This window comes from Streptomyces sp. NPDC004065, assembly GCF_044903565.1.
Lineage (GTDB): Bacteria > Actinomycetota > Actinomycetes > Streptomycetales > Streptomycetaceae > Streptomyces.
Map to the genome: position 1 here is coordinate 5,090 of NZ_JBJDQT010000052.1, position 19,049 is coordinate 24,138.

General features: G+C 73.8%; 17 protein-coding genes. 11 read left to right on the forward strand and 6 right to left on the reverse strand.

Annotation, left to right across the window (positions count from 1 at the left end):
* Positions 1–550: 550 nt before the first annotated feature.
* Positions 551–1,450, reverse strand: coding sequence for a hypothetical protein (locus ACI2LW_RS32980; protein ID WP_404734947.1), 900 nt, complete (start codon positions 1,448–1,450; stop codon positions 551–553).
* A complete protein-coding gene (locus tag ACI2LW_RS32985; RefSeq protein WP_404734948.1) occupies positions 1,447–2,526 on the reverse strand; it encodes an SPFH domain-containing protein in 1,080 nt (359 codons plus the stop codon). Before ACI2LW_RS32985 ends, ACI2LW_RS32980 begins: the two co-directional genes overlap by 4 nt.
* Before the next feature lie 152 nt (positions 2,527–2,678).
* Between ACI2LW_RS32985 and ACI2LW_RS32990 the strand changes: the two genes are divergently transcribed.
* From ACI2LW_RS32990 to ACI2LW_RS33000, 3 genes are all read left to right on the forward strand, one after another.
* On the forward strand, positions 2,679–3,911 hold the full coding sequence (locus tag ACI2LW_RS32990) for an arginine deiminase (RefSeq protein WP_404734949.1): 1,233 nt from the start codon (positions 2,679–2,681) through the stop codon (positions 3,909–3,911).
* 154 nt (positions 3,912–4,065) lie between these two features.
* Positions 4,066–5,073, forward strand: a complete 1,008-nt coding sequence (argF, locus tag ACI2LW_RS32995) for an ornithine carbamoyltransferase (protein ID WP_404734950.1) — start codon at positions 4,066–4,068, stop codon at positions 5,071–5,073.
* A 213-nt stretch (positions 5,074–5,286) separates the two neighbouring features.
* Positions 5,287–6,744, forward strand: coding sequence for an amino acid permease (locus ACI2LW_RS33000; protein WP_404734951.1), 1,458 nt, complete (start codon positions 5,287–5,289; stop codon positions 6,742–6,744).
* Here ACI2LW_RS33000 and ACI2LW_RS33005 read toward each other — a convergent pair.
* A complete protein-coding gene (locus ACI2LW_RS33005; protein WP_404734952.1) occupies positions 6,704–7,183 on the reverse strand; it encodes an ATP-binding protein in 480 nt (159 codons plus the stop codon). The two genes, ACI2LW_RS33000 and ACI2LW_RS33005, sit on opposite strands and share 41 nt — an antisense overlap.
* A 293-nt stretch (positions 7,184–7,476) precedes the next feature.
* On the opposite strand from ACI2LW_RS33005, the gene ACI2LW_RS33010 reads away from it, so the two are divergent.
* Both ACI2LW_RS33010 and ACI2LW_RS33015 read left to right on the forward strand, forming a co-directional pair.
* Positions 7,477–8,304: an enoyl-CoA hydratase family protein gene (locus tag ACI2LW_RS33010; protein WP_404734953.1), complete on the forward strand. Its 828-nt coding sequence runs from the start codon at positions 7,477–7,479 to the stop codon at positions 8,302–8,304.
* 5 nt (positions 8,305–8,309) lie between these two features.
* Positions 8,310–10,661, forward strand: coding sequence for a bifunctional salicylyl-CoA 5-hydroxylase/oxidoreductase (locus ACI2LW_RS33015; RefSeq protein ID WP_404734954.1), 2,352 nt, complete (start codon positions 8,310–8,312; stop codon positions 10,659–10,661).
* 115 nt (positions 10,662–10,776) lie between these two features.
* Here ACI2LW_RS33015 and ACI2LW_RS33020 read toward each other — a convergent pair whose 3' ends face one another.
* Positions 10,777–11,598, reverse strand: a complete 822-nt coding sequence (locus tag ACI2LW_RS33020; RefSeq protein ID WP_404734955.1) for a PaaX family transcriptional regulator C-terminal domain-containing protein — start codon at positions 11,596–11,598, stop codon at positions 10,777–10,779.
* A gap of 31 nt (positions 11,599–11,629) precedes the next feature.
* Positions 11,630–13,363, reverse strand: a complete 1,734-nt coding sequence (locus ACI2LW_RS33025; protein WP_404734963.1) for an AMP-binding protein — start codon at positions 13,361–13,363, stop codon at positions 11,630–11,632.
* Between the two features lie 64 nt (positions 13,364–13,427).
* Between ACI2LW_RS33025 and ACI2LW_RS33030 the strand changes: the two genes are divergently transcribed.
* Both ACI2LW_RS33030 and ACI2LW_RS33035 read left to right on the forward strand, forming a co-directional pair.
* Positions 13,428–14,621: an acyl-CoA dehydrogenase family protein gene (locus tag ACI2LW_RS33030; protein ID WP_404734956.1), complete on the forward strand. Its 1,194-nt coding sequence runs from the start codon at positions 13,428–13,430 to the stop codon at positions 14,619–14,621.
* Positions 14,618–15,049 carry a RidA family protein gene (locus tag ACI2LW_RS33035; protein ID WP_404734957.1) on the forward strand — a complete coding sequence of 144 codons (432 nt, stop codon included), beginning with the start codon at positions 14,618–14,620 and terminating at the stop codon, positions 15,047–15,049. Before ACI2LW_RS33030 ends, ACI2LW_RS33035 begins: the two co-directional genes overlap by 4 nt.
* A 203-nt stretch (positions 15,050–15,252) precedes the next feature.
* Here the strand turns inward: ACI2LW_RS33035 and ACI2LW_RS33040 are convergent, their stop codons facing one another.
* On the reverse strand, positions 15,253–15,447 hold the full coding sequence (locus ACI2LW_RS33040; RefSeq protein WP_404734958.1) for a DUF5999 family protein: 195 nt from the start codon (positions 15,445–15,447) through the stop codon (positions 15,253–15,255).
* Between the two features lie 370 nt (positions 15,448–15,817).
* Between ACI2LW_RS33040 and ACI2LW_RS33045 the strand changes: the two genes are divergently transcribed.
* The 4 genes from ACI2LW_RS33045 to ACI2LW_RS33060 all read left to right on the forward strand — a co-directional run bounded on the left by ACI2LW_RS33045 (position 15,818) and on the right by ACI2LW_RS33060 (position 18,918).
* A complete protein-coding gene (locus ACI2LW_RS33045; protein WP_404734959.1) occupies positions 15,818–16,300 on the forward strand; it encodes a DUF6299 family protein in 483 nt (160 codons plus the stop codon).
* A 320-nt stretch (positions 16,301–16,620) separates the two neighbouring features.
* Positions 16,621–17,496, forward strand: a complete 876-nt coding sequence (locus ACI2LW_RS33050) for a helix-turn-helix domain-containing protein (protein WP_404734960.1) — start codon at positions 16,621–16,623, stop codon at positions 17,494–17,496.
* Positions 17,493–17,684 (forward strand): DUF397 domain-containing protein, encoded by a 192-nt coding sequence (locus ACI2LW_RS33055; protein WP_404734961.1) that lies wholly within the window; start codon positions 17,493–17,495, stop codon positions 17,682–17,684. The genes ACI2LW_RS33050 and ACI2LW_RS33055 overlap by 4 nt, the downstream gene beginning before the upstream one ends.
* Before the next feature lie 76 nt (positions 17,685–17,760).
* A complete protein-coding gene (locus ACI2LW_RS33060; protein WP_404734962.1) occupies positions 17,761–18,918 on the forward strand; it encodes a phosphatidylserine/phosphatidylglycerophosphate/cardiolipin synthase family protein in 1,158 nt (385 codons plus the stop codon).
* The last annotated feature ends 131 nt before the right edge of the window (positions 18,919–19,049 follow it).

Below are 19,049 nucleotides of genomic sequence, written 5' to 3' on the forward strand. Positions count from 1 at the left end.
GGCCGGCGGTGGCGTGGTCGGGACACGCGGGCAGGACGCCCGCAGTGACGCGGGCGCGCCCGCCCGTCCGGCTTGCGCCTGTCCGGGCTCGCACGCCCACCCGGCCGGCCCGCCTGTCCGGGCCCGCGCGTGCGCCCGTCCGGCAGGTGGGCGTGCGCTCTGCCCGTGCCGGGTGTTTGCCCCCGGGCCGGCGGTGGCGTGGTCGGGACACGCGGGCAGGACGCCCGCAGTGACGCGGGCGCGCCCGCCCGTCCGGCTTGCGCCTGTCCGGGCTCGCACGCTCACCCGGGCTGCGCCTGTCCGGGCTCGCGCGCGCCCGCCCGGCAGGTGGGCGTGCGCTCTGCCCGTGCCGGGTGTTTGCCCCCGGGCCGGCGGTGGCGTGGTCGGGACACGCGGGCAGGACGCCCGCGATTGCCGGGCGCGCCCGCCCCCTCGGCTCGCGTCTGTCCGGGCCCGCGCGTGCGCCCGCCCGGCAGGTGGGCGTGTGCCCTGCCCGTGCCGGGCGCACGCCGGGCGGGTCGCGCGGGTGCGAGGGGTGGGCCGGCGCGGTTCACCCCACCAGCCGCAGCCGCCGGCCGCACACGCCGACCCGGACCGTCTGACCCCAGGTCAGCGCCACCGCGTCGGCCTCCATGCCGTCGCCGAAGGCGATCAGCCGCTCCGACTCGACGGTCAGGGTGAGGGACGCGGGCGCCGGGAGTTCGCCGGCCACCAGGGAGGTGCCGGTGGCCGGGGAGGGCCAGGCCTCCCGGACGAACCACAGCAGCCGCTCCTCGGTGGGGCGGGGCAGCGGCAGTACGCCGCCCCGCTCCTGCCACACCGACCGCAGCCAGCCCGTGGCCCCGGTCCCGGTGCCCACCAGCACTCCGGAGGAGGCCTGGGCCTCGACGGCACCCCCGTCGCCCTCGAGGCCCAGGCGGTACCGGGCGGTCTGGTGACCGGGTGCGCCCAGATAGATCTCGTTCAGCGCGACCAGCCGCTGGGTGTCGTCGGCGACGGCCTCCACCATGGTCAGCTCCTGGGCGCCGGTGCCGGCCGCGTGGACCGCCCGCAGCAGCGGCGCGGCGTCGCGCGGGCGGTGCCGCACCAGCACCCCCGGATTGCGCCCGGGGTCGGTGTCGACGCCGATCACCGGCTGACCGGCCAGGTACTTGGCGACGTTCGCCACCAGCCCGTCCTGGCCGACCACGACCACCACGTCCTCCGGCGCGAACAGGAACCGGTCCAGGTCCGCCCGCTCCACCCGGGCCTGCCGCCAGTCGGCCGGCACGGCCGAGGCCACCTCGGCCAGCGCCCGCCGCGCACGGTGGTGGCGCTCGGCGACCTCCGCGATGTCCCGGCCCCGCGAGGAGAGGAAGAAGGCGGCCTGGCCGTGCGTGCCGTGGTGGGCCACCAGCTCCTCGTACTCCGTGGTGCGGTGGACCAGCACGGCCCGCTGGGCGAGGCTCATCCCCGCGCCCGCGCCGGGCCGGCGCCCAGCTTGGCGAGCAGCCCGGTGAGCACGTCCGGGGAGACGGTGACGCTGTCGACGCGGGGCAGGTTCTCCGCCAGCCGGGACGCCGTCAGGGCGTGCAGGGTCGCCACGTCCGCCTCGGCGTGCACCCGCAGCCAGGCCGCCCGCGCCGCCGCCCGGGCCTCGCCGACCTCGCGCGCCTTGACCGCCTCGGCCCGGCCGAGCCGTTCCTCCCGCGCGGCCTCCGCCTCGGCCAGCCGCAGGGTCCGGGCCGCCTCCGCCTCCGCCAGCCGCACCGTGCGGGCCGCTTCTGCCTCGGCGCGCACCGCGTCCGCCGCGGCCTGCTCCTCCGCCTCGCGCCGGGCGTTGGTGCCGCGCTGCTCCACCAGCCGCTCCTCGCGCCGGGCCAGTTCGATCCGGCTCGCCAGCTCGTTCTCGGCGATCGTGCGCTCCCGCTCCACGGCCACCGCCCGCCGCTCGTAGCCGGCCCGGTCGGCCTCCTGCTGGATCCGCTCGCGGGCGGGTGTGCGCAGGGCCCGCTCCACCTCGGGCTCCGGGCGCAGCGCGACCACCCGGACGGCGACCACCTCGATGCCGGTGGCCGGCAGCCGGGGCTCGGCCGCCAGTCCGGCCGCGACCCGCTCGCGCACCGCGCCCACGCCGTCCGCCAGGGCGGCGGACAGCGGGGTGCGGGCCAGGACGGCCAGCGCGTGCTCCTGGGCGGTCTCCGTCAGCAGGGTGCCCAGCTGCTCCAGCGGGGCGCCCCGCCACACACCGGTGTCCGGGTCGACGGAGAAGTCCAGGCGGGCGGCGGCCAGGGCCGGGTCGCCGATCCGGTAGGCGACCGTCGCCTGCACCGTGACGTCCTGGAAGTCCGCCGTGCGGGCGTGGAAGGTCATGGCCAGCTCGCGGTCCTCGACCGGCACCTCGGACAGGGCGGCGGTCAGCGGGCGGAACCAGAAGTGGAGCCCGGGGCCGTCATGGACCAGCCGGCCCGAGCGGTGGTGGCGGATGTGCGCGGTGGGCGCGGCCCGCAGATGGCGCAGACCGAGGCGCCGGGTGATGTCGGCCATGGATCGGATCCCCCTCACGACTGTTTTCGTCAGGAGGACGATAATGGGTCACACTCCTTGTCGTCAATGAGACGAGAACAAGACGATTCAAGATGATTACGGAAACGCGCAAGCCGGGGGTGAAGTCGTTCATCGATGGTCAGGATGGAGGCATGGGATTTCACGTCGACTCCGAGACCGGGCGGCTGCGCCGCGTCATCCTGCACCGGCCCGATCTGGAGCTCAAAAGGCTCACCCCCAGCAACAAGGACGCCCTTCTCTTCGACGACGTGCTGTGGGTGCGCCGGGCGCGCGCCGAGCACGACGGGTTCGCCGACGTGCTGCGCGACCGCGGGGTCGCCGTGCACCTCTTCGGCGACCTGCTGGCCGAGGCGATGGAGATCCCGTCGGCCCGCTCCCTCGTCCTGGACCGCGTCTTCGACGAGAAGGAGTACGGGCCGCTCGCCACCGACCACCTCAGGGCGGCGTTCGAGACCCTGCCCGCCCGGGAACTGGCCACCGCCCTGGTCGGCGGCATGACCAAGCGGGAGTTCCTGCAGGCCTACGCCGAGCCGGCCTCCGTGCGCTTCCACGTCATGGAGCTGGACGACTTCCTGCTCCCCCCGCTGCCCAACCACCTGTTCACCCGCGACACCTCCGCCTGGATCTACGACGGTGTCTCCATCAACGCGATGCGCTGGCCGGCCCGGCAGCGCGAGACCGTGCACTTCGAGGCGATCTACCGCTACCACCCGCTCTTCCGCGGCGGCGACTTCCACGTGTGGTCCGAGGGGCAGGCCGACTACCCCTCCACCATCGAGGGCGGCGACGTGCTGGTCATCGGCAACGGCGCCGTGCTCATCGGCATGAGCGAGCGCACCACGCCGCAGGCCGTGGAGATGCTCGCGCACAAGCTGTTCGCCGCCGGGTCGGCGCGGACGATCGTCGCGCTCGACATGCCCAAGCGGCGCGCCTTCATGCACCTGGACACCGTGATGACCATGGTGGACGGCGACACCTTCACCCAGTACGCCGGGCTCGGCATGCTCCGCTCGTACACCATCGAGCCGGGCGCCGGGGACAAGGAGCTGAAGGTCACCGACCATCCGCCGGAGCACATGCACCGGGCGATCGCCGCCGCGCTGGGCCTGAGCGAGATCCGGGTGCTCACCGCCACCCAGGACGTGCACGCGGCCGAGCGCGAGCAGTGGGACGACGGCTGCAACGTCCTCGCCGTCGAACCCGGTGTCGTGGTCGCCTACGAGCGCAACTCCACCACCAACACCCACCTGCGCAAGCAGGGCATCGAGGTGATCGAGATCCCCGGCAGCGAACTGGGGCGGGGCAGGGGCGGACCGCGCTGCATGAGCTGCCCGGTCGAGCGGAGCGCCGTCGGAGCGCAGTAGGGGCCTGGGTGTATTGATCAGAGTGGTGTGATCACGAGCGTTGTCGGACACCGGGGCGGCGCAGTGCCGTACCGCACACGGGGGCGTCGCATAGAAATTCTGGGAATCGTATAGAATTCCAACGTCCCTGTTCCTCACCCGCTGGAGCGCCCCCATGGCGACAGTCCCGACCGCACTCGCCGGCCGTCCCTTCCTCAAGGAACTGGACTTCACCGAGGAGGAGTTCCGCGGCCTGGTCGAGCTGGCCGCCGAGCTGAAGGCCGCCAAGAAGGCCGGGACGGAGACGCGGTACCTCACCGGGAAGAACATCGCGCTGATCTTCGAGAAGACCTCCACACGCACCCGCTGCGCGTTCGAGGTCGCCGCGGCCGACCAGGGCGCCTCCACCACCTACCTCGACCCCTCCGGATCGCAGATCGGGCACAAGGAGTCCGTCCGGGACACCGCGCGCGTCCTCGGCCGGATGTTCGACGCCATCGAGTACCGGGGCGACAGCCAGGCCGCCGTCGAGGAGCTGGCCGCGCACGCCGGCGTCCCCGTCTACAACGGGCTCACCGACGACTGGCACCCCACCCAGATGCTCGCCGACGTGCTCACCATCACCGAGCACAGCGCCAAGCCCCTGACGCGGACCACCCTGGCCTACCTCGGCGACGCCCGCTTCAACATGGGCAACTCCTACCTGGTCACCGGCGCCCTGCTCGGCATGGACGTCCGCCTGGTCGCCCCCAAGACCTACTGGCCCGCCCAGGAGATCGTCGACCGGGCGCACGAGCTCGCCCGATCCAGCGGCGCGCGCGTCACGCTCACCGAGTCCGTGGCGGAGGGCGTACGCGGCGCCGACTTCGTCGCCACCGACGTCTGGGTCTCCATGGGCGAGCCCAAGGAGGTCTGGGACGAGCGCATCGAGGCGCTCGCCCCCTACGCCGTGACCATGGACGTGCTGCGCGCCACCGGCAACCCGGACGTGCGGTTCCTGCACTGCCTGCCCGCCTTCCACGACCTGGGCACCGAGGTCGGCCGCGAGATCCACGAGCGGCACGGCCTCACCTCCCTGGAGGTGACCGACGAGGTGTTCGAGTCGCGGCACTCGGTCGTCTTCGACGAGGCGGAGAACCGGCTGCACACCATCAAGGCCGTCCTGGTCGCCACACTCGCCTGACCCGCCTGACCCGCCTGACCCGCCTGACCCGCCTGACCCGCCTGACCCGCCTGACCCGCCTGACCGACCCTCCTGCCCGGTACGCCCCACGGCACTCGCCCGACCCCGCACCCCCCACGTATCCTTGCCGACGGCCCGGAACCACCCATTCCGACGGTCGTCGCGCGACCCACCCCGTCGCACCCGCACCACCAGAAACGAGCACCACCCCGCATGCCCGCTCCCCGCATCAAGTCCCCCCGGCTGCTGCTGGCCGAATCCGGCGCCGACCGCGAGGGCCACGGCCTGAGGCGCACGATGGGCCTCTTCCAGCTGGTCTGCTTCGGCGTCGGCGCGATCGTCGGCACCGGCATCTTCGTCGGGCTGTCCGACTCGGTCGCCCAGGCCGGCCCGGCCGTCGTCGTCTCCTTCGTCCTCGCCGCGATCACCTGCGTGCTGACCGCGTTCGCCTTCGCCGAGCTGGGCGGCGCGATCCCGGTCTCCGGATCGTCGTACTCCTTCGCCTACGCCGGTCTCGGCGAGACCACGGCCTTCCTGGTCGGCTGGTGCCTGCTGCTGGAGTACGGCGTGTCCGTCTCCGCCGTCGCGGTCGGCTGGAGCCAGTACGTCAACGAGCTGCTGCACAGCCTCACCGGCCGGCAGCTGCCCGCCGCCCTGTCCGCCGGCCCCGGCGACGGCGGCCTCGTGAACGTGCCCGCCGTGATCGTCATCGCCCTGGCCTCGGTGCTGCTGGTGCGCGGCGTCCGCGAGAGCGCCCGGGCGACCGCCGCGATGGCCGTGCTCAAACTCGCCATCCTCCTCGCCTTCTGCGCCATCGGCTTCACCGCCTTCCGGCACGGCCACCTCACCCCGTTCTCGCCGGCCGGACTCGGCGGCATCGGCGCGGGCACCACGGCCGCCTTCTTCTCGTACATCGGCTTCGACGCGATCACCACGGCCGGCGAGGAGGCGAAGAACCCCCGCCGGGACATCCCCGTCGCCATCCTCGTCTGCATCGGCCTGGTCACGCTGCTGTACTGCGCGGTCGCGCTCGCCGCGATCGGCGCCATCGGCGGCGGCGAGGTCGGCGGCCGGCCCGCCGCGCTGTCCCACGTCGTGAACGTCGTCACCGGCTCCTCGGCCGGCGGCGCGGTCATCGCCTTCGGCGCGGTCGTCGCGATCGCCTCCGTGGTGCTCGCCGTGATGTACGGCCAGACCCGCATCCTGATGTCGATGTCCCGGGACGGACTCGTCCCGCGGGTCTTCGAGAAGGTCTCCTCGAAGACCTCCACGCCCGTCGCCGGCACCCTGATCGTCGCCGTCGTCTTCGCCCTGCCGGCCGCCTTCGCCTCCCTGGACGCCGTGGTCAACCTGTGCACCATCGGCACCCTGGCCACCATGGCCGTGGTCAACATCGCCGTGATCGCGCTGCGCCGCCGCGAGCCCGGCCTGAGCCGCGGCTTCCGGGTGCCGCTGTACCCGCTCGTCCCGCTGCTCGGCGTCGTGTGCTGCCTGTACCTGATGTACGAGACCGGGTGGGCGACCTGGCTGCAGTTCGCCGCCTTCCTCGCCGCCGGGCTGCTGGTGTACGCCGGCTACGGGCGCCGCCACTCCCGGCTCGCGGCCCGGACGGCCGCCGGGGCCGCCCCGCTCACGCCGGACGCAGCCGAGGCGCAACCGCAGGCAGTCTGAACCACACCGCCTTGCCCGACTCGGTCGGGCGGTGCCCGCAGGACGAGCTCAGGGCGCGGATCAGCAGCAGACCGCGCCCGTGCTCCTGCCAGGGGTCCGGCGCCGGCAGGCCCGGGCGGGTCAGCCCGCCGGGCGGCCGCGGATCGCTGTCGTGCACCTCGACATGACAGCCGGTCGGCAGCAGCCGCACCACCAGCTCTATCGGAGCGCCCGCCGCGGTGTGCTCCACCGCGTTGGCGACCAGCTCCGCGGTGAGCAGCTCCGCCGTGTCGCTGTCGGCCGTGTGCTCCAGCTCGGCGAGCGCCGTGCGGATCAGGGCGCGGGCCACCGGCACCGCCGCGGCGGTGTGCGGCAGCGCGACGCGCCAGGAGGCCGGGGCGGCAGGGGGTTCGTGCACCGTGTGTCCGTTCGTGCCGCAGAACGTCCCAGTGATCACCATCAGGCAGTCCTGCTTTCGGGTCTCAGGAATGGTACGGGGGCCGTGCGCGACGGGATTCGGCGGCCTCCGCCCGGAGGCCCACCGGCCCCGGCACCGACGCCCTACCCGGGGGGACGCCGCCTCTCCCTCGCCCGGCCGCGTCGTTACCGCGCTATCGAAGAGCCGTGACGAACGGGCGGGCGGCGGCCGGAATCGTGACACCGGCTATCGCGCACTCGTGACGACAGTCACGGATCGGTGATAGCTTCGACGGGAGAGCTCAGCGAGCCCGTCCGCCGAGGAGGCCGCACGTCATGAGTCCCTTCACCGGTTCCGCCGCCCGCACCTCGACCTGGCGGCATCTGCGCGTCGGGCTCGCCGACGGCGTCGCCACCGTCACCCTCGCCCGCCCCGACAAGCTCAACGCGCTCACCTTCGGCGCCTACGCCGACCTGCGCGACCTGCTCGCCGAGCTGTCCCGGGAACGGGCCGTGCGCGCCCTGGTCCTGGCCGGCGAGGGGCGCGGCTTCTGCTCCGGCGGCGACGTGGACGAGATCATCGGCGCCACCCTCAGCATGGACACGGCCCAGCTGCTGGACTTCAACCGGATGACCGGGCAGGTCGTGCGCGCCATCCGGGAGTGCCCGTTCCCGGTGGTCGCGGCCGTGCACGGGGTGGCGGCGGGCGCCGGCGCCGTCCTCGCCCTGGCCGCCGACTTCCGGGTCGCGGACCCCAGCGCCCGCTTCGCGTTCCTCTTCACCCGCGTCGGCCTTTCCGGCGGCGACATGGGCGCCGCCTATCTGCTGCCCCGGGTGGTCGGCCTCGGCCACGCCACCCGGCTGCTGATGCTGGGCGAGGCGGTGCGCGCACCCGAGGCGGAACGGATCGGCCTGATCAGCGTGCTCACGGACGAGGGCACGGCCGACGAGGCCGCGGCGGCCCTGGCCCGCCGCCTGGCCGACGGACCCGCCCTCGCCCATGCCCAGACCAAGGCCCTGCTCACCGCCGAGCTGGACATGCCGCTGGCCGCCGCGGTCGAGATGGACGCCGCCACCCAGGCGCTGCTGATGAACGGCGAGGACTACGCCGAGTTCCACGCGGCCTTCACCGAGAAGCGCCCGCCCAAGTGGCGGGGCAGGTGAGGCACATGACGGGAGAGCGCGGGGGGCACGGCGAGCCGGGTGCGCGCGGGGCGGACGGCGCCCCGAAGGCGGCCCCGGCGGCCGAGGCCCTGAAGGTCGCGGTCATCGGCGGCGGACCCGGCGGCCTGTACGCGGCGGCCCTGCTCAAACGGCTGGACCCGGCCCGCGAGATCACCGTCTGGGAGCGCAACGCACCCGAGGACACCTTCGGGTTCGGCGTCGTGCTGTCCGACGAGACCCTCGGCGGCATCGAGCACGCCGACCCGGTGGTGTTCGAGGCGCTGCGCCAGGAGTTCGTGCGCTGGGACGACATCGACATCGTGCACCGGGGCCGCCGGCACACCTCGTCGGGCCACGGCTTCGCCGCGCTCGGCAGGCGCCGGCTCCTGCACATCCTGCACGAGCGCTGCCGCTCCCTCGGCGTCGCACTGCGCTTCCGCACCGAGGCCCCGGACCTCGGCGCGCTGCTGCGCGAGCACGACCTGGTGATCGCCGCCGACGGCGTGCACAGCGCCACCCGCGCGGCCCACGCCGACGTCTTCCGGCCCACCGTGACCGGCCACCGCTGCCGCTACATCTGGCTCGCCGCCGACTTCGCCCTCGACGCCTTCCGCTTCGAGATCGCCGAGACCGAGCACGGCGTGATGCAACTGCACGGCTACCCCTACGCGGCGGACGCCTCCACCGTGATCGTCGAGATGCGCGAGGAGGTGTGGCGCGCGGCGGGCTTCGACGGCATGGACGAGCAGGAGTCCCTCGAGCGGTGCGCCAAGATCTTCGCCGACGCGCTCGGCGGCCGGCCGCTGAGGTCCAACAAGTCCGCCTGGACCACCTTCCGCACGGTCGTCAACGAGCGCTGGTCGCACGGCAACCTGGTACTGCTAGGCGACGCCGCCCACACCGCGCACTTCTCCATCGGCTCCGGCACCAAGCTCGCCGTGGAGGACGCCCTCGCGCTCGCCGCCTGTCTGACCGAACAGCCGTCCCTCGAGCGGGCGCTCACGGCCTACGAGGAGGAGCGCAAACCCGTCGTCGCCTCCACCCAGCGCGCGGCCCGGGCCAGCCTGGAGTGGTTCGAGGACCTGCGCCTCCACCTCGACCAGCCGCCCCACCAGTTCGCCTTCAACCTGCTCACCCGCAGCCGCCGGGTCACCCACGACAACCTGCGGCTGCGCGACGCCCGCTTCACCGAGGCCGTGGAACGCGAGTTCGGCTGCCCGCCCGGCACGCCCCCGATGTTCACCCCGTTCCGGCTGCGCGGACTGACCCTGCGCAACCGGGTCGTCGTCTCGCCCATGGACATGTACTCGGCCGTCGACGGCGTGCCCGGCGACTTCCACCTCGTCCACCTCGGCGCCCGCGCCCTCGGCGGCGCCGCGCTGGTGATGACGGAGATGGTGTGCGTCAGCCCCGAGGGGCGCATCACCCCGGGCTGCGCCGGACTGTGGACCGGGCGGCAGGCCGAGGCCTGGCGGCGGATCACCGAGTTCGTGCACCGGCAGGCGCCGGGCACCGCCATCGGCGTGCAGCTCGGCCACAGTGGGCGCAAGGGCTCGACGAAGCTGATGTGGGAGGGCATGGACGAGCCGCTGCCCGAGGGCAACTGGCCGCTGGTGGCCGCCTCGCCGCTGCCGTACAAGCCGGGCAGCCAGGTGCCGCGCGAGCTGTCCCGCTCCCAGCTGACCGACATCCGCGAGCAGTTCGCCGCGGCGGCGGTGCGGGCCGCCCGCGCCGGTTTCGACCTGCTCGAACTGCACTGCGCCCACGGCTATCTGCTCTCCGGCTTCCTCTCCCCGCTGACCAACCACCGCACGGACGCCTACGGCGGCTCACCGGAGCGGCGGCTGCGCTTCCCGCTGGAGGTCTTCGACGCCGTGCGCGCGGTGTGGCCCGCCGAACGCCCCATGACGGTACGGATCTCGGCCACCGACTGGGCCGAGGGCGGCACGACGGCCGAGGAGGCCGTGGGAATCGCCCGCGCCTTCGCCGCGCACGGCGCCGACGCGATCGACGTGTCGACGGGGCAGGTGGTGGCCGAGGAGCGGCCGGAGTTCGGACGGTCGTACCAGACGCCGTTCGCCGACCGCATCCGGCACGAGGCGGGCGTCCCGGTGATCGCGGTGGGCGCGATCTCCTCCTGGGACGACGTCAACTCCCTGATCCTGGCGGGCCGCACCGACCTGTGCGCGCTGGCCCGCCCCCACCTCTACGACCCCCACTGGGCGCTGCACGCCGCCGCCGAGCAGGGCTACTCGGGCCCGGCCGCCGTCTGGCCGGCGCCCTACCGCGCGGGCAGCCGCCGCCCGGTCACCGGCCGCACGGACGCCCCCAAGCCCCGCCTCACGCTCGGCGGGTGACGCACGGGCGCACGGACGCACGGGCGCATGGACGCAGGGGCGCGGGGGCCAGGGGACCCCAGGGCCGGGGGAAGCGGGCCGAGGGTCCGACGGCCGAGGCGGACAGCCGCGGGAGTCACAGCCCCGCGAACTCGGCCCCCGCGTCCCGCAGCCGCTCGTGCAGCCCCCGGAACACGGCGGCCGAACGGGCGCCCGGCCAGTCCCGGGGCAGCAGCCGGGCCGGCAGCCCCGGATCGGCGTAGGGGAGGTGGCGCCAGGAGTCCAGGGCGAGGAGGTAGTCGCGGTAGGCGTCCTCGGGCGGGGTGTCGGCGCGCCGCTCCCAGGCGCGCAGCACACGCTCGTGCCGGTCGAGGAACGCCTCGTGCTGCTTGGCGACGGCCGACAGGTCCCACCAGCGGCCGACCGCCTCCGCCGTCGGCGCGAAGCCCAGGTGCTCGCCGCGGAACAGGTCCACGTACGGGTCCAGCCGCAGCCGCCGCAGCGCGTGCCGGGTCTCCTCGTACAGCCGGGCCGGGGCGACCCACACCCCGGGCGCCGCCGTGCCGAAGCCGAGGCCGGCCAGCCGGGAGCGCAGCACATGCCGCTTGCTGCGCTCCGACTCCGGCACGGAGAACACCGCGAGCACCCAGCCCTCGTCCTCGAACGGTGCGGTGGCGTAGATGCGGCGGTCGCCGTCCTCGAGCAACTGGCGTGCCTCGGCGGACAGTTCGTAGCCCGCTGCGCCCTGGGCCGTGCGCGCCGGGACCAGCAGCCCGCGCCGCTTGAGCCGGGACACCGAGGAGCGCACGGACGGCGCGTCCACCCCGGCCGCGGCCAGCAGCCGGATCAGCTCGGCGACGGGCACCGGGCCCGGGGCATAGCGGCCGTACGCTCCGTAGAGCGTGACGATGAGGGACCTCGGGGCGTGCTGCGCGTGCTGCTCGGACACGTTGATCATTTTAGATCGTCGGCATCACTGCTGGTCACCGTCATCCGGGCGTATCGGGCGTATCCGCGCCGCGCAGCCGGAACCGCTGGAGCTTGCCGGTCGCCGTGCGCGGCAGCGCGTCCGGGAAGTGGATCTCCCGCGGGCACTTGTACGGCGCCAGCTCGGACTTCACGTGCGCGCGCAGCGCCTCGGCGTCCGGCACCGCGCCCTGCCGCAGCACCACATGGGCCACCACCACCTGCCCGCGCGCCTCGTCCGGCCGCCCGACGACCGCCGCCTCCACCACGTCCGGATGGCGCAGCAGGGCGTCCTCCACCTCCGGTCCCGCGATGTTGTACCCGGCCGAGATGATCATGTCGTCGGCGCGGGCCACGTACCGGAAGTAGCCGTCGGCGTCGCGGACGTAGGTGTCGCCGGTGACGTTCCAGCCGTCGCGCACGTACACGCGCTGCCGCGGGTCGCCCAGATACCGGCAGCCGACCGGCCCCTGGACGGCCAGCAGGCCGGGCGTCCCGTCGGGCACCGGCCGGCCCCGCTCGTCCTGCACCCGCGCGTACCACCCCGGCACGGGCACCCCCGTGGTGCCGGGCCGGATGTCCTCGTCCGCCGCCGAGATGAAGATGTGCAGCAGCTCGGTGGCGCCGATGCCGTTGACGATGCGCACACCGGTGCGCTCGTGCCAGGCGCGCCAGGTCGCCGCGGGCAGGTTCTCCCCGGCGGACACGCAGCGCCGCAGCGAGGAGACGTCGTACCCGTCCAGCTCGCCGAGCATCGCCCGGTAGGCGGTGGGCGCGGTGAACAGCACGGACACGCGGTGCTCGGCGACGGCGGCCAGCAGCTGCCGCGGATGGGCCTGTTCGAGCAGCAGGGCGCTCGCCCCCGCCCGCATCGGGAAGACCACCAGCCCGCCCAGGCCGAAGGTGAAGCCGAGCGGCGGACTGCCCGCGAACACGTCGTCCGCCCGGGGCCTGAGCACATGCCGGGAGAAGGTGTCCGCGATCGCCAGCACGTCCCGGTGGAAGTGCACACAGCCCTTGGGCCGGCCGGTGGTGCCGGAGGTGAACGCGATCAGCGCCACGTCGTCGGCGGCCGTGTCCACCGCCCGGTACGGGGCGTCGGGCGCCGGGCGGCGCAGCAGGTCGTCGGGCGCGTCGCCGCCGTACGCGGTGATGGCCAGGCCGGGGACCTCCGCCTTGACGAGGTCGTCGACGGCCCGTATGTCGCACAGGGCGTACCGCACCCGGGCGATCTCGCAGATCGTGGCCAGCTCGTGGGGGCGCTGCTGGGCCAGCACGGTGACGGCGACCGCCCCCGCCTTCAGCACCGCCAGCCAGCAGGCGGCCAGCCACGGGGTGGTGGGCCCGCGCAGCAGCACCCGGTTGCCGGGGACCACGCCGAGGCCGGTGGTCAGCACGTGTGCGACGCGGTCGACACGGGCCCGCAGCTCGCCGTAGGTCCAGGCGCCCCCGTCGGCCGTACGGAACACCGGGCGCCCGGGATCCGCCGCGGCCGTGCCGTCCAGCAGCTCGGCGGCGCAGTTCAGCCGCCCCGGGTAGCGCAGCTCCGGCAGGTCGAAGCGCAGCTCGGGCCACTGGTCCGGGGGCGGGAGGTGGTCGCGCGCGAAGGTGTCCACGTGGGCCGAGCCCGTCGGCCGGCCGGTGCCGCTGCCGCTCCTGCTGGTGCCGCTCCTGCTGGGAACCGTGGCGTCCATGGCGGTTCGCCCCCTCGTCCGTGGTGGGCTCGCCCCTGGAGCGTATCGTGTTGGTGACGACAGTCAACGGTACGCGATAACGTGGACGCGTGCCCCGGTCGCCCCGGGGGGAGGGAGGACCGGCGCCATGCCCGCTTTCTCGCTCGGACCGGAACGCTCGGCCTGGTGCGCCGAACTGCGCGCCCTGGCCGCGGACCGGCTGCGCCCGCTCGCCGAGAAGGGCGAACCGGGCCGCGTCAACCGCGCGCTGCTCACCGAACTGGGCCGACTGGGCCTGCTGGAGCGCCTGTTCACCTCGGACGCCCTCACGCTGTGCCTGATGCGGGAGTCCCTGGCCCACGCCTGCACCGAGGCCGAGACCGCCCTCGCCCTCCAGGGCCTGGGCGCCCACCCGGTCCACGCGCACGGCACCCCCGGCCAGCGCGAGCGCTGGCTGCCGGGCGTGGCCGAGGGCCGGCTGGTGGCGGCCTTCGCGCTCAGCGAGCCGGAGGCGGGCTCGGACGCGGCGGCGCTGAGCCTCGCCGCGGAGCCGGAGGACACCGGGCCCGGCGGCGGATCGGGCGGCGGGCCGGGCGGCGGGCCGGGGGGTGGTGCGCGCCGGTGGCGGCTGAGCGGGGAGAAGTGCTGGATCTCCAACGCGCCCGAGGCCGACTTCTACACCGTCTTCGCGCGCACCACCCCCGGCGCCGGCGCGCGCGGGGTGACCGCCTTCCTGGTCCCGGCCGACCGCCCCGGCCTGACCGGCAGCCCGCTGGAGATGCTCTCCCCGCACCCCATCGGCACCCTCCGCTTCGACGGCGTCCCGGTCACCGCGGACGACGTGCTGGGCGAGGTGGACCGCGGCTTCCGGGTGGCCATGACCACCCTCAACCTCTTCCGTCCCAGCGTCGGCGCCTTCGCCGTCGGCATGGCGCAGGCCGCGCTGGACGCCACCCTCGCCCACACCGCCCGCCGGCAGGCCTTCGGCGGCCCGCTGAAGGACCTCCAGACCGTCTCCCACCAGGTCGCCGAGATGGCCCTGCGCACGGAGGCGGCCCGCCTGATGGTGTACGCGGCGGCGACGGCGTACGACACCGGCGCGCCCGACGTCCCCCAGCGCGCCGCCATGGCCAAGCTGCTCGCCACCGAGACGGCGCAGTACGTCGTCGACACGGCCGTCCAGCTGCACGGCGCCCGCGCCCTGCGCCGCGGCCACCTCCTCGAACACCTCTACCGGGAGGTCCGGGCGCCCCGGATCTACGAGGGGGCCAGCGAGGTCCAGCGGGGCATCATCGCCAAGGAGCTGTACGCCCGACCGCACCTCACCGGGGAGGCCCCGTGACCGCCGAGCGCGTCAACCCGCCCGCGCTGTCCCCGCCCACGGGCTTCTCCCACGCCGTCGTGGCCACCGGCTCGCGCCTGGTGTTCCTGGCCGGCCAGACCGCCCTCGACGCCGACGGGAAGATCGTCGGCGGCACGCTGCCCGAGCAGTTCGCACGGGCCCTGGCCAACCTGCTCACCGCCCTGCGCGCGGCCGGCGGCACCCCCGCCCACCTCGCCCGCGTCACCGTCTACGCCAAGGACGTGGCCGACTACCGCGCCCACGCCCGCGAACTGGGCGCCGTCTGGCGGAAGTCGGCGGGCCGCGACTACCCCGCGATGGCCGTCGTCCAGGTCGTGCGCCTGTGGGACGAGGAGGCCCTCGTGGAACTCGACGGCTTCGCGGTCCTGGACGACGCCCCGGCCGGGCCCGCGGACCGAGAGGCCTGACCGGTCGGCCGAGGACGCTGACCGTCCGGCGTGACCGGATCGGCCGGCGTACCGGCCGTCTGGCGTACCGGGCCGGTCGGCGTACGGCCGCCGAGGGCCTGGGGACGTGCGAGGACCGGAGGACGTGCGAGGACCGGGGGATGTGCGAGGACCCGGGGACGCCCGAGGACCCGAGGACCCGGGGATGTGCGAGCGCCGTCCGGTCAGGCCGCCATCGCGAGCCGCTCGGCGGGCACCCGGCGCGGCGCGACGACCCGGCCGTCGGGCAGCAGTTCACCGCTGTCGTCGAAGACGATCGCCCCGTCGCACAGCAGGCTCCACCCCTGCTCGGGATGGGCGGCGACGACGTGGGGAGAGCGGGCGTCGGTCGCGCGGCACGAAGGCTGGTGGGAACACATGGCGCACCTCCACATCGGCGGGATCGCGAACGGTCCCGAAGGGCCGGACGGTCCCGCGAGCCCGGTTGTCTCCCGGTCGAGCCGGTCCCGAAGCCCGGGAGCCCCGAAGCCCGGGAGCCCCGAAGCCCAGGAGGCCCGGAGTCGTGGAGCCCGGGAACCGTCCGTATGGGTAGACCATGCGCCCGCCGCGAACTGACCGGAACGGCCGTCCGCCAAGCGTGACAACACCCGGACACTCCGCGGACCGTTCCCCGACGCCCGCAGCAGACTCGCCACCGAAAGGGTGATGATCACACCCCAGCGCCGTACGGACGGGTACGAGTGGAACCCTCCACCCAACCCATTCACCGGGAGGCCTTCCATGTCGGTCATGCCCCGACGCCGCGCCGTACGCCATGTCGCGCGCGCCCTTCTCGGCGGCCTCGGCGCCGCCGCCGTCGCGCTGCTGGCCGTGGCACCGGCCGCGCCCGCGCTCACCGCCGTGTCCCGGCCCGCGCCCAGGGCCGCCGCGGACAGTGTCACCGTCGACGCGGTGCAGCGCATCGCGGCGGACGGCACCATCACCCTCTCCGGCACCTACCGCTGCACCGGGGCCACCGGTCCCGTCTTCGTCGGCTCGTCGATCGCGCGGAGCGACTCGGGCACCCTGCACGGCATCGGTGGCAGCCACGCGGTCTGCGACGGCGCCACGCACCGCTGGGTCAACACCGGCAGGACCACCACGGAAACGCTGTCCCCGGGCACCGCCCACGTCCAGGCCACCGTCCTGGAACTCGCCTCCCAGGGCGTCCTGCTGCTGACCCCCCGCATCCACGCGGTCCACGACCAGGACGTCACCCTGATCCGCGGCTGACCGGCCCTCGCCCGGGCGGCACCGTGCCGGCCCGGGCGGCGGACGCATACCGCCGGCCCCATGACCCGCCCGAGCGGCGGTCACGGGGCCGGCTGCTGCATGGAATCCGGCCAAGGGCGGGCCTCGGTGCCGGGGGCGTGCACCCGTGGGGTGGAGAGGGGGCTGTTCATGTGGCTCACGGTGCTGGTGCCGTCCTAGCGTGACCGGATACGGCGGCGTGCACACGGAATCGCTGTAAGTGGCCGGTATGCGGGTGCCTGCGGGACGGAGCGTGACGGCCGGCGCGGGGGCCGCGTTGGCCGTGGGAGGTGGTCACGGGGATGAGTGGACCGATGCGACTGGTGGACGAGGGGTCTGCGAGCAGCGGCGACGGCGGCGGCGAGCAGCCCGAACCGGAGGGCGGGTCGGGGATCCTGCGCGTCTTCGGGCGGCAGTTGAAGCGGTTCCGGGTGCGGGCGGGCATGGAGCGGCCCGAGTTCGGCTCAGTGGTGGGGTACTCGGCTTCCACCATCGCCGCGTACGAGCAGGGACGTCGGGTGCCGCCGCCGAGGTTCATCGACCAGGCGGACGAGGTGCTGGACGCGGGCGGGGTCCTCCAGGAGATGAAGGAGGAGGTGGCCCGGGCGCAGTATCCGGCGTTCTTCCGGGACGCGGCGCGGTTGGAGGGGGAGGCGGTTGAGCTTCATGTGTACGACACCCACCTCATCAACGGACTCCTGCAAACAGAGGAATACGCGCGGGCCGTGTTCACGATGCGGCGACCGTTGCTCAGCGAGGAGACGATCGAGGAGCGGGTTGCCGCACGTCTCGCGAGGCAGAAGATCTTCAGCCGCCTGCCGATGCCGACCCTCAGCTTCGTCATCGAGCAGTCCGTGCTGACACGGCCCCTGGGCGGTGCCCACGTGATGCTGGGGCAACTGGAGCAACTTCTGCTGCACGGCCAGCGGCGCAACGTCGAGATCCAGGTCATGCCGAACGCGCGTGACGAGCATGCCGGTCTGGCTGGTCCGTTCACCTTGATCGAGACGCAGAATGCGCGGAGGATCGCCTACGTGGAGGCGTACAAGGACAGCCACCTCTACACGGACCGGGGCACTGTCCGTGAACTCGAAGAGCAGTACGGTCTGCTACGGGCACAAGCTCTCACGCCCCGCGAGTCGTTGACCCTCATCGAGGAACTGCTGGGAGAGACATGAACTTCGACGTCGAGGAAGTCGTCACGTGGCGCACGAGCAGCTACAGCAGTGGCGAGGGCGGTCAGTGCGTCGAGGTCGCTGCGCTGCCTCACGCTGTCCGTGTGAGGGACTCCAAGGACATCAGCCGGCCCGCCATCCCTGTTACCGCCGCCGCGTGGACGGCGTTCGTCGGCTTCGCGGCTCAGTAGCCATGGGTGGCCGAGCATGCCGGGAAGGTGACCGAGCGGCCAACTTTGGCATGAACCTGGCTACCATCGGCCGGTGATGACCAACAGAGGTACTGATGAACGGCGTTCGCTGAGAGCCGCCCTGCTGCTCGTCCTCGCGCTGCTTCTCACGGTGGTGGCTGCGCCCCCGGCGTCCGCCGCCACCGCGGGCTGCGAGGAGTCGGGCAACTACGAGACCTGCTTCATCTACGGGGGCGGGACCGAGAACACCCTGCTCGTCTCCAAGATCAAGGGCAAGATCGACGCGACCGCCGCCGCGGCGGCGGCCGGCGAGACAGGTGACTACATCCGGATAGCCCTCTACGACTGGGACGTCGACGGCGGCGGCCTCACCCTGGCCAGTTCGCTGGTGAACGCCGCCGACAGCGGTGTGAGTGTCCGGCTGGTGATCGGCACGGCCGAGAGCGGCATCAAGACGGAACTGGCCAAGGCCGACATCGACATCACCTACTGCGCCGATGCCTGCATGACCGCCGGTTCCGGCTCGATGCACAACAAGTTCTACCTGATCAAGAAGGGCGACACCAAGCTCGTCGTCCAGTCCTCCAGCAACCTGGGCGCCCTCCAGGCCCAGCACGCGCAGAACCTGCTGATCGTCCGGGACGACGACGCCCTCTTCTCGGCCTACGTGAACTACTGGCGGCGGCTGTACGCCAAGAGCTGGACCTACGACGGCGTCACCTGGAGCACGGACGCCTCGCGGACCATCGACGGCAGCAACGACCTGTCCAAGGCGTACTTCTACCCCCAGCCCGACAGCACCCGGGTGGCCGACGTCCTGGGCAACGTCAGTGCCTGCGCGGACGGCAACGACCGGGTCTGGATGGAGGCCAGCCTCCTCGACTCCAGCTCGTACTCGGACGGCATCATCGCCCAGCTGAACCGGCTGGAGGCGCTCGGCTGCGACGTCAAGATCGTCGTGCAGAAGGGAGACGGCTGGGACAACCTCGTGGCCGGCGGCATCGACGCCGCCAAGGTGCACTGCGACGGCTGGAGCCACAACAAACTGCTCCTGCTGGACGCCAAGTACGCCGGTGAGTGGCGCAAGGCCGTGTTCGTCGGGTCGTACAACCTCACCGAGAACTCCGCCACCCGCGCCAACGACGCGATGCTGCGCGTCGTCGACGGCTGGGTGACCAACCGGTACATCGACCAGTTCCGGGAGCTGTACAACAACCCGCGCACCTGCGACTGACGGGTCCCGGTGCACGGGTGGGGTGGGGGGGGGGGGGGCCCCCCCCCCCCCCCCCCCCCCCCCCCCCCCCCCAGCGCCCCCCACCCCCCCCCCCCCCCCCCGGGCCCCCCCCGGCCGTGTCGGTGGCCCGC

Bases quoted from the DNA above. Each gene is read 5' to 3' on its own strand.
- ACI2LW_RS32980 (WP_404734947.1), bottom strand. From the start codon at position 1,450: ATGAGCCTCGCCCAGCGGGCCGTGCTGGTCCACCGCACCACGGAGTAC.
- ACI2LW_RS32985 (WP_404734948.1), bottom strand. From the start codon at position 2,526: ATGGCCGACATCACCCGGCGCCTCGGTCTGCGCCATCTGCGGGCCGCG.
- ACI2LW_RS32990 (WP_404734949.1), top strand. From the start codon at position 2,679: ATGGGATTTCACGTCGACTCCGAGACCGGGCGGCTGCGCCGCGTCATC.
- argF (WP_404734950.1), top strand. From the start codon at position 4,066: ATGGCGACAGTCCCGACCGCACTCGCCGGCCGTCCCTTCCTCAAGGAA.
- ACI2LW_RS33000 (WP_404734951.1), top strand. From the start codon at position 5,287: ATGCCCGCTCCCCGCATCAAGTCCCCCCGGCTGCTGCTGGCCGAATCC.
- ACI2LW_RS33005 (WP_404734952.1), bottom strand. From the start codon at position 7,183: ATGGTGATCACTGGGACGTTCTGCGGCACGAACGGACACACGGTGCAC.
- ACI2LW_RS33010 (WP_404734953.1), top strand. From the start codon at position 7,477: ATGAGTCCCTTCACCGGTTCCGCCGCCCGCACCTCGACCTGGCGGCAT.
- ACI2LW_RS33015 (WP_404734954.1), top strand. From the start codon at position 8,310: ATGACGGGAGAGCGCGGGGGGCACGGCGAGCCGGGTGCGCGCGGGGCG.
- ACI2LW_RS33020 (WP_404734955.1), bottom strand. From the start codon at position 11,598: ATGATCAACGTGTCCGAGCAGCACGCGCAGCACGCCCCGAGGTCCCTC.
- ACI2LW_RS33030 (WP_404734956.1), top strand. From the start codon at position 13,428: ATGCCCGCTTTCTCGCTCGGACCGGAACGCTCGGCCTGGTGCGCCGAA.
- ACI2LW_RS33040 (WP_404734958.1), bottom strand. From the start codon at position 15,447: ATGTGTTCCCACCAGCCTTCGTGCCGCGCGACCGACGCCCGCTCTCCC.
- ACI2LW_RS33045 (WP_404734959.1), top strand. From the start codon at position 15,818: ATGCCCCGACGCCGCGCCGTACGCCATGTCGCGCGCGCCCTTCTCGGC.
- ACI2LW_RS33050 (WP_404734960.1), top strand. From the start codon at position 16,621: ATGAGTGGACCGATGCGACTGGTGGACGAGGGGTCTGCGAGCAGCGGC.
- ACI2LW_RS33055 (WP_404734961.1), top strand. From the start codon at position 17,493: ATGAACTTCGACGTCGAGGAAGTCGTCACGTGGCGCACGAGCAGCTAC.
- ACI2LW_RS33060 (WP_404734962.1), top strand. From the start codon at position 17,761: ATGACCAACAGAGGTACTGATGAACGGCGTTCGCTGAGAGCCGCCCTG.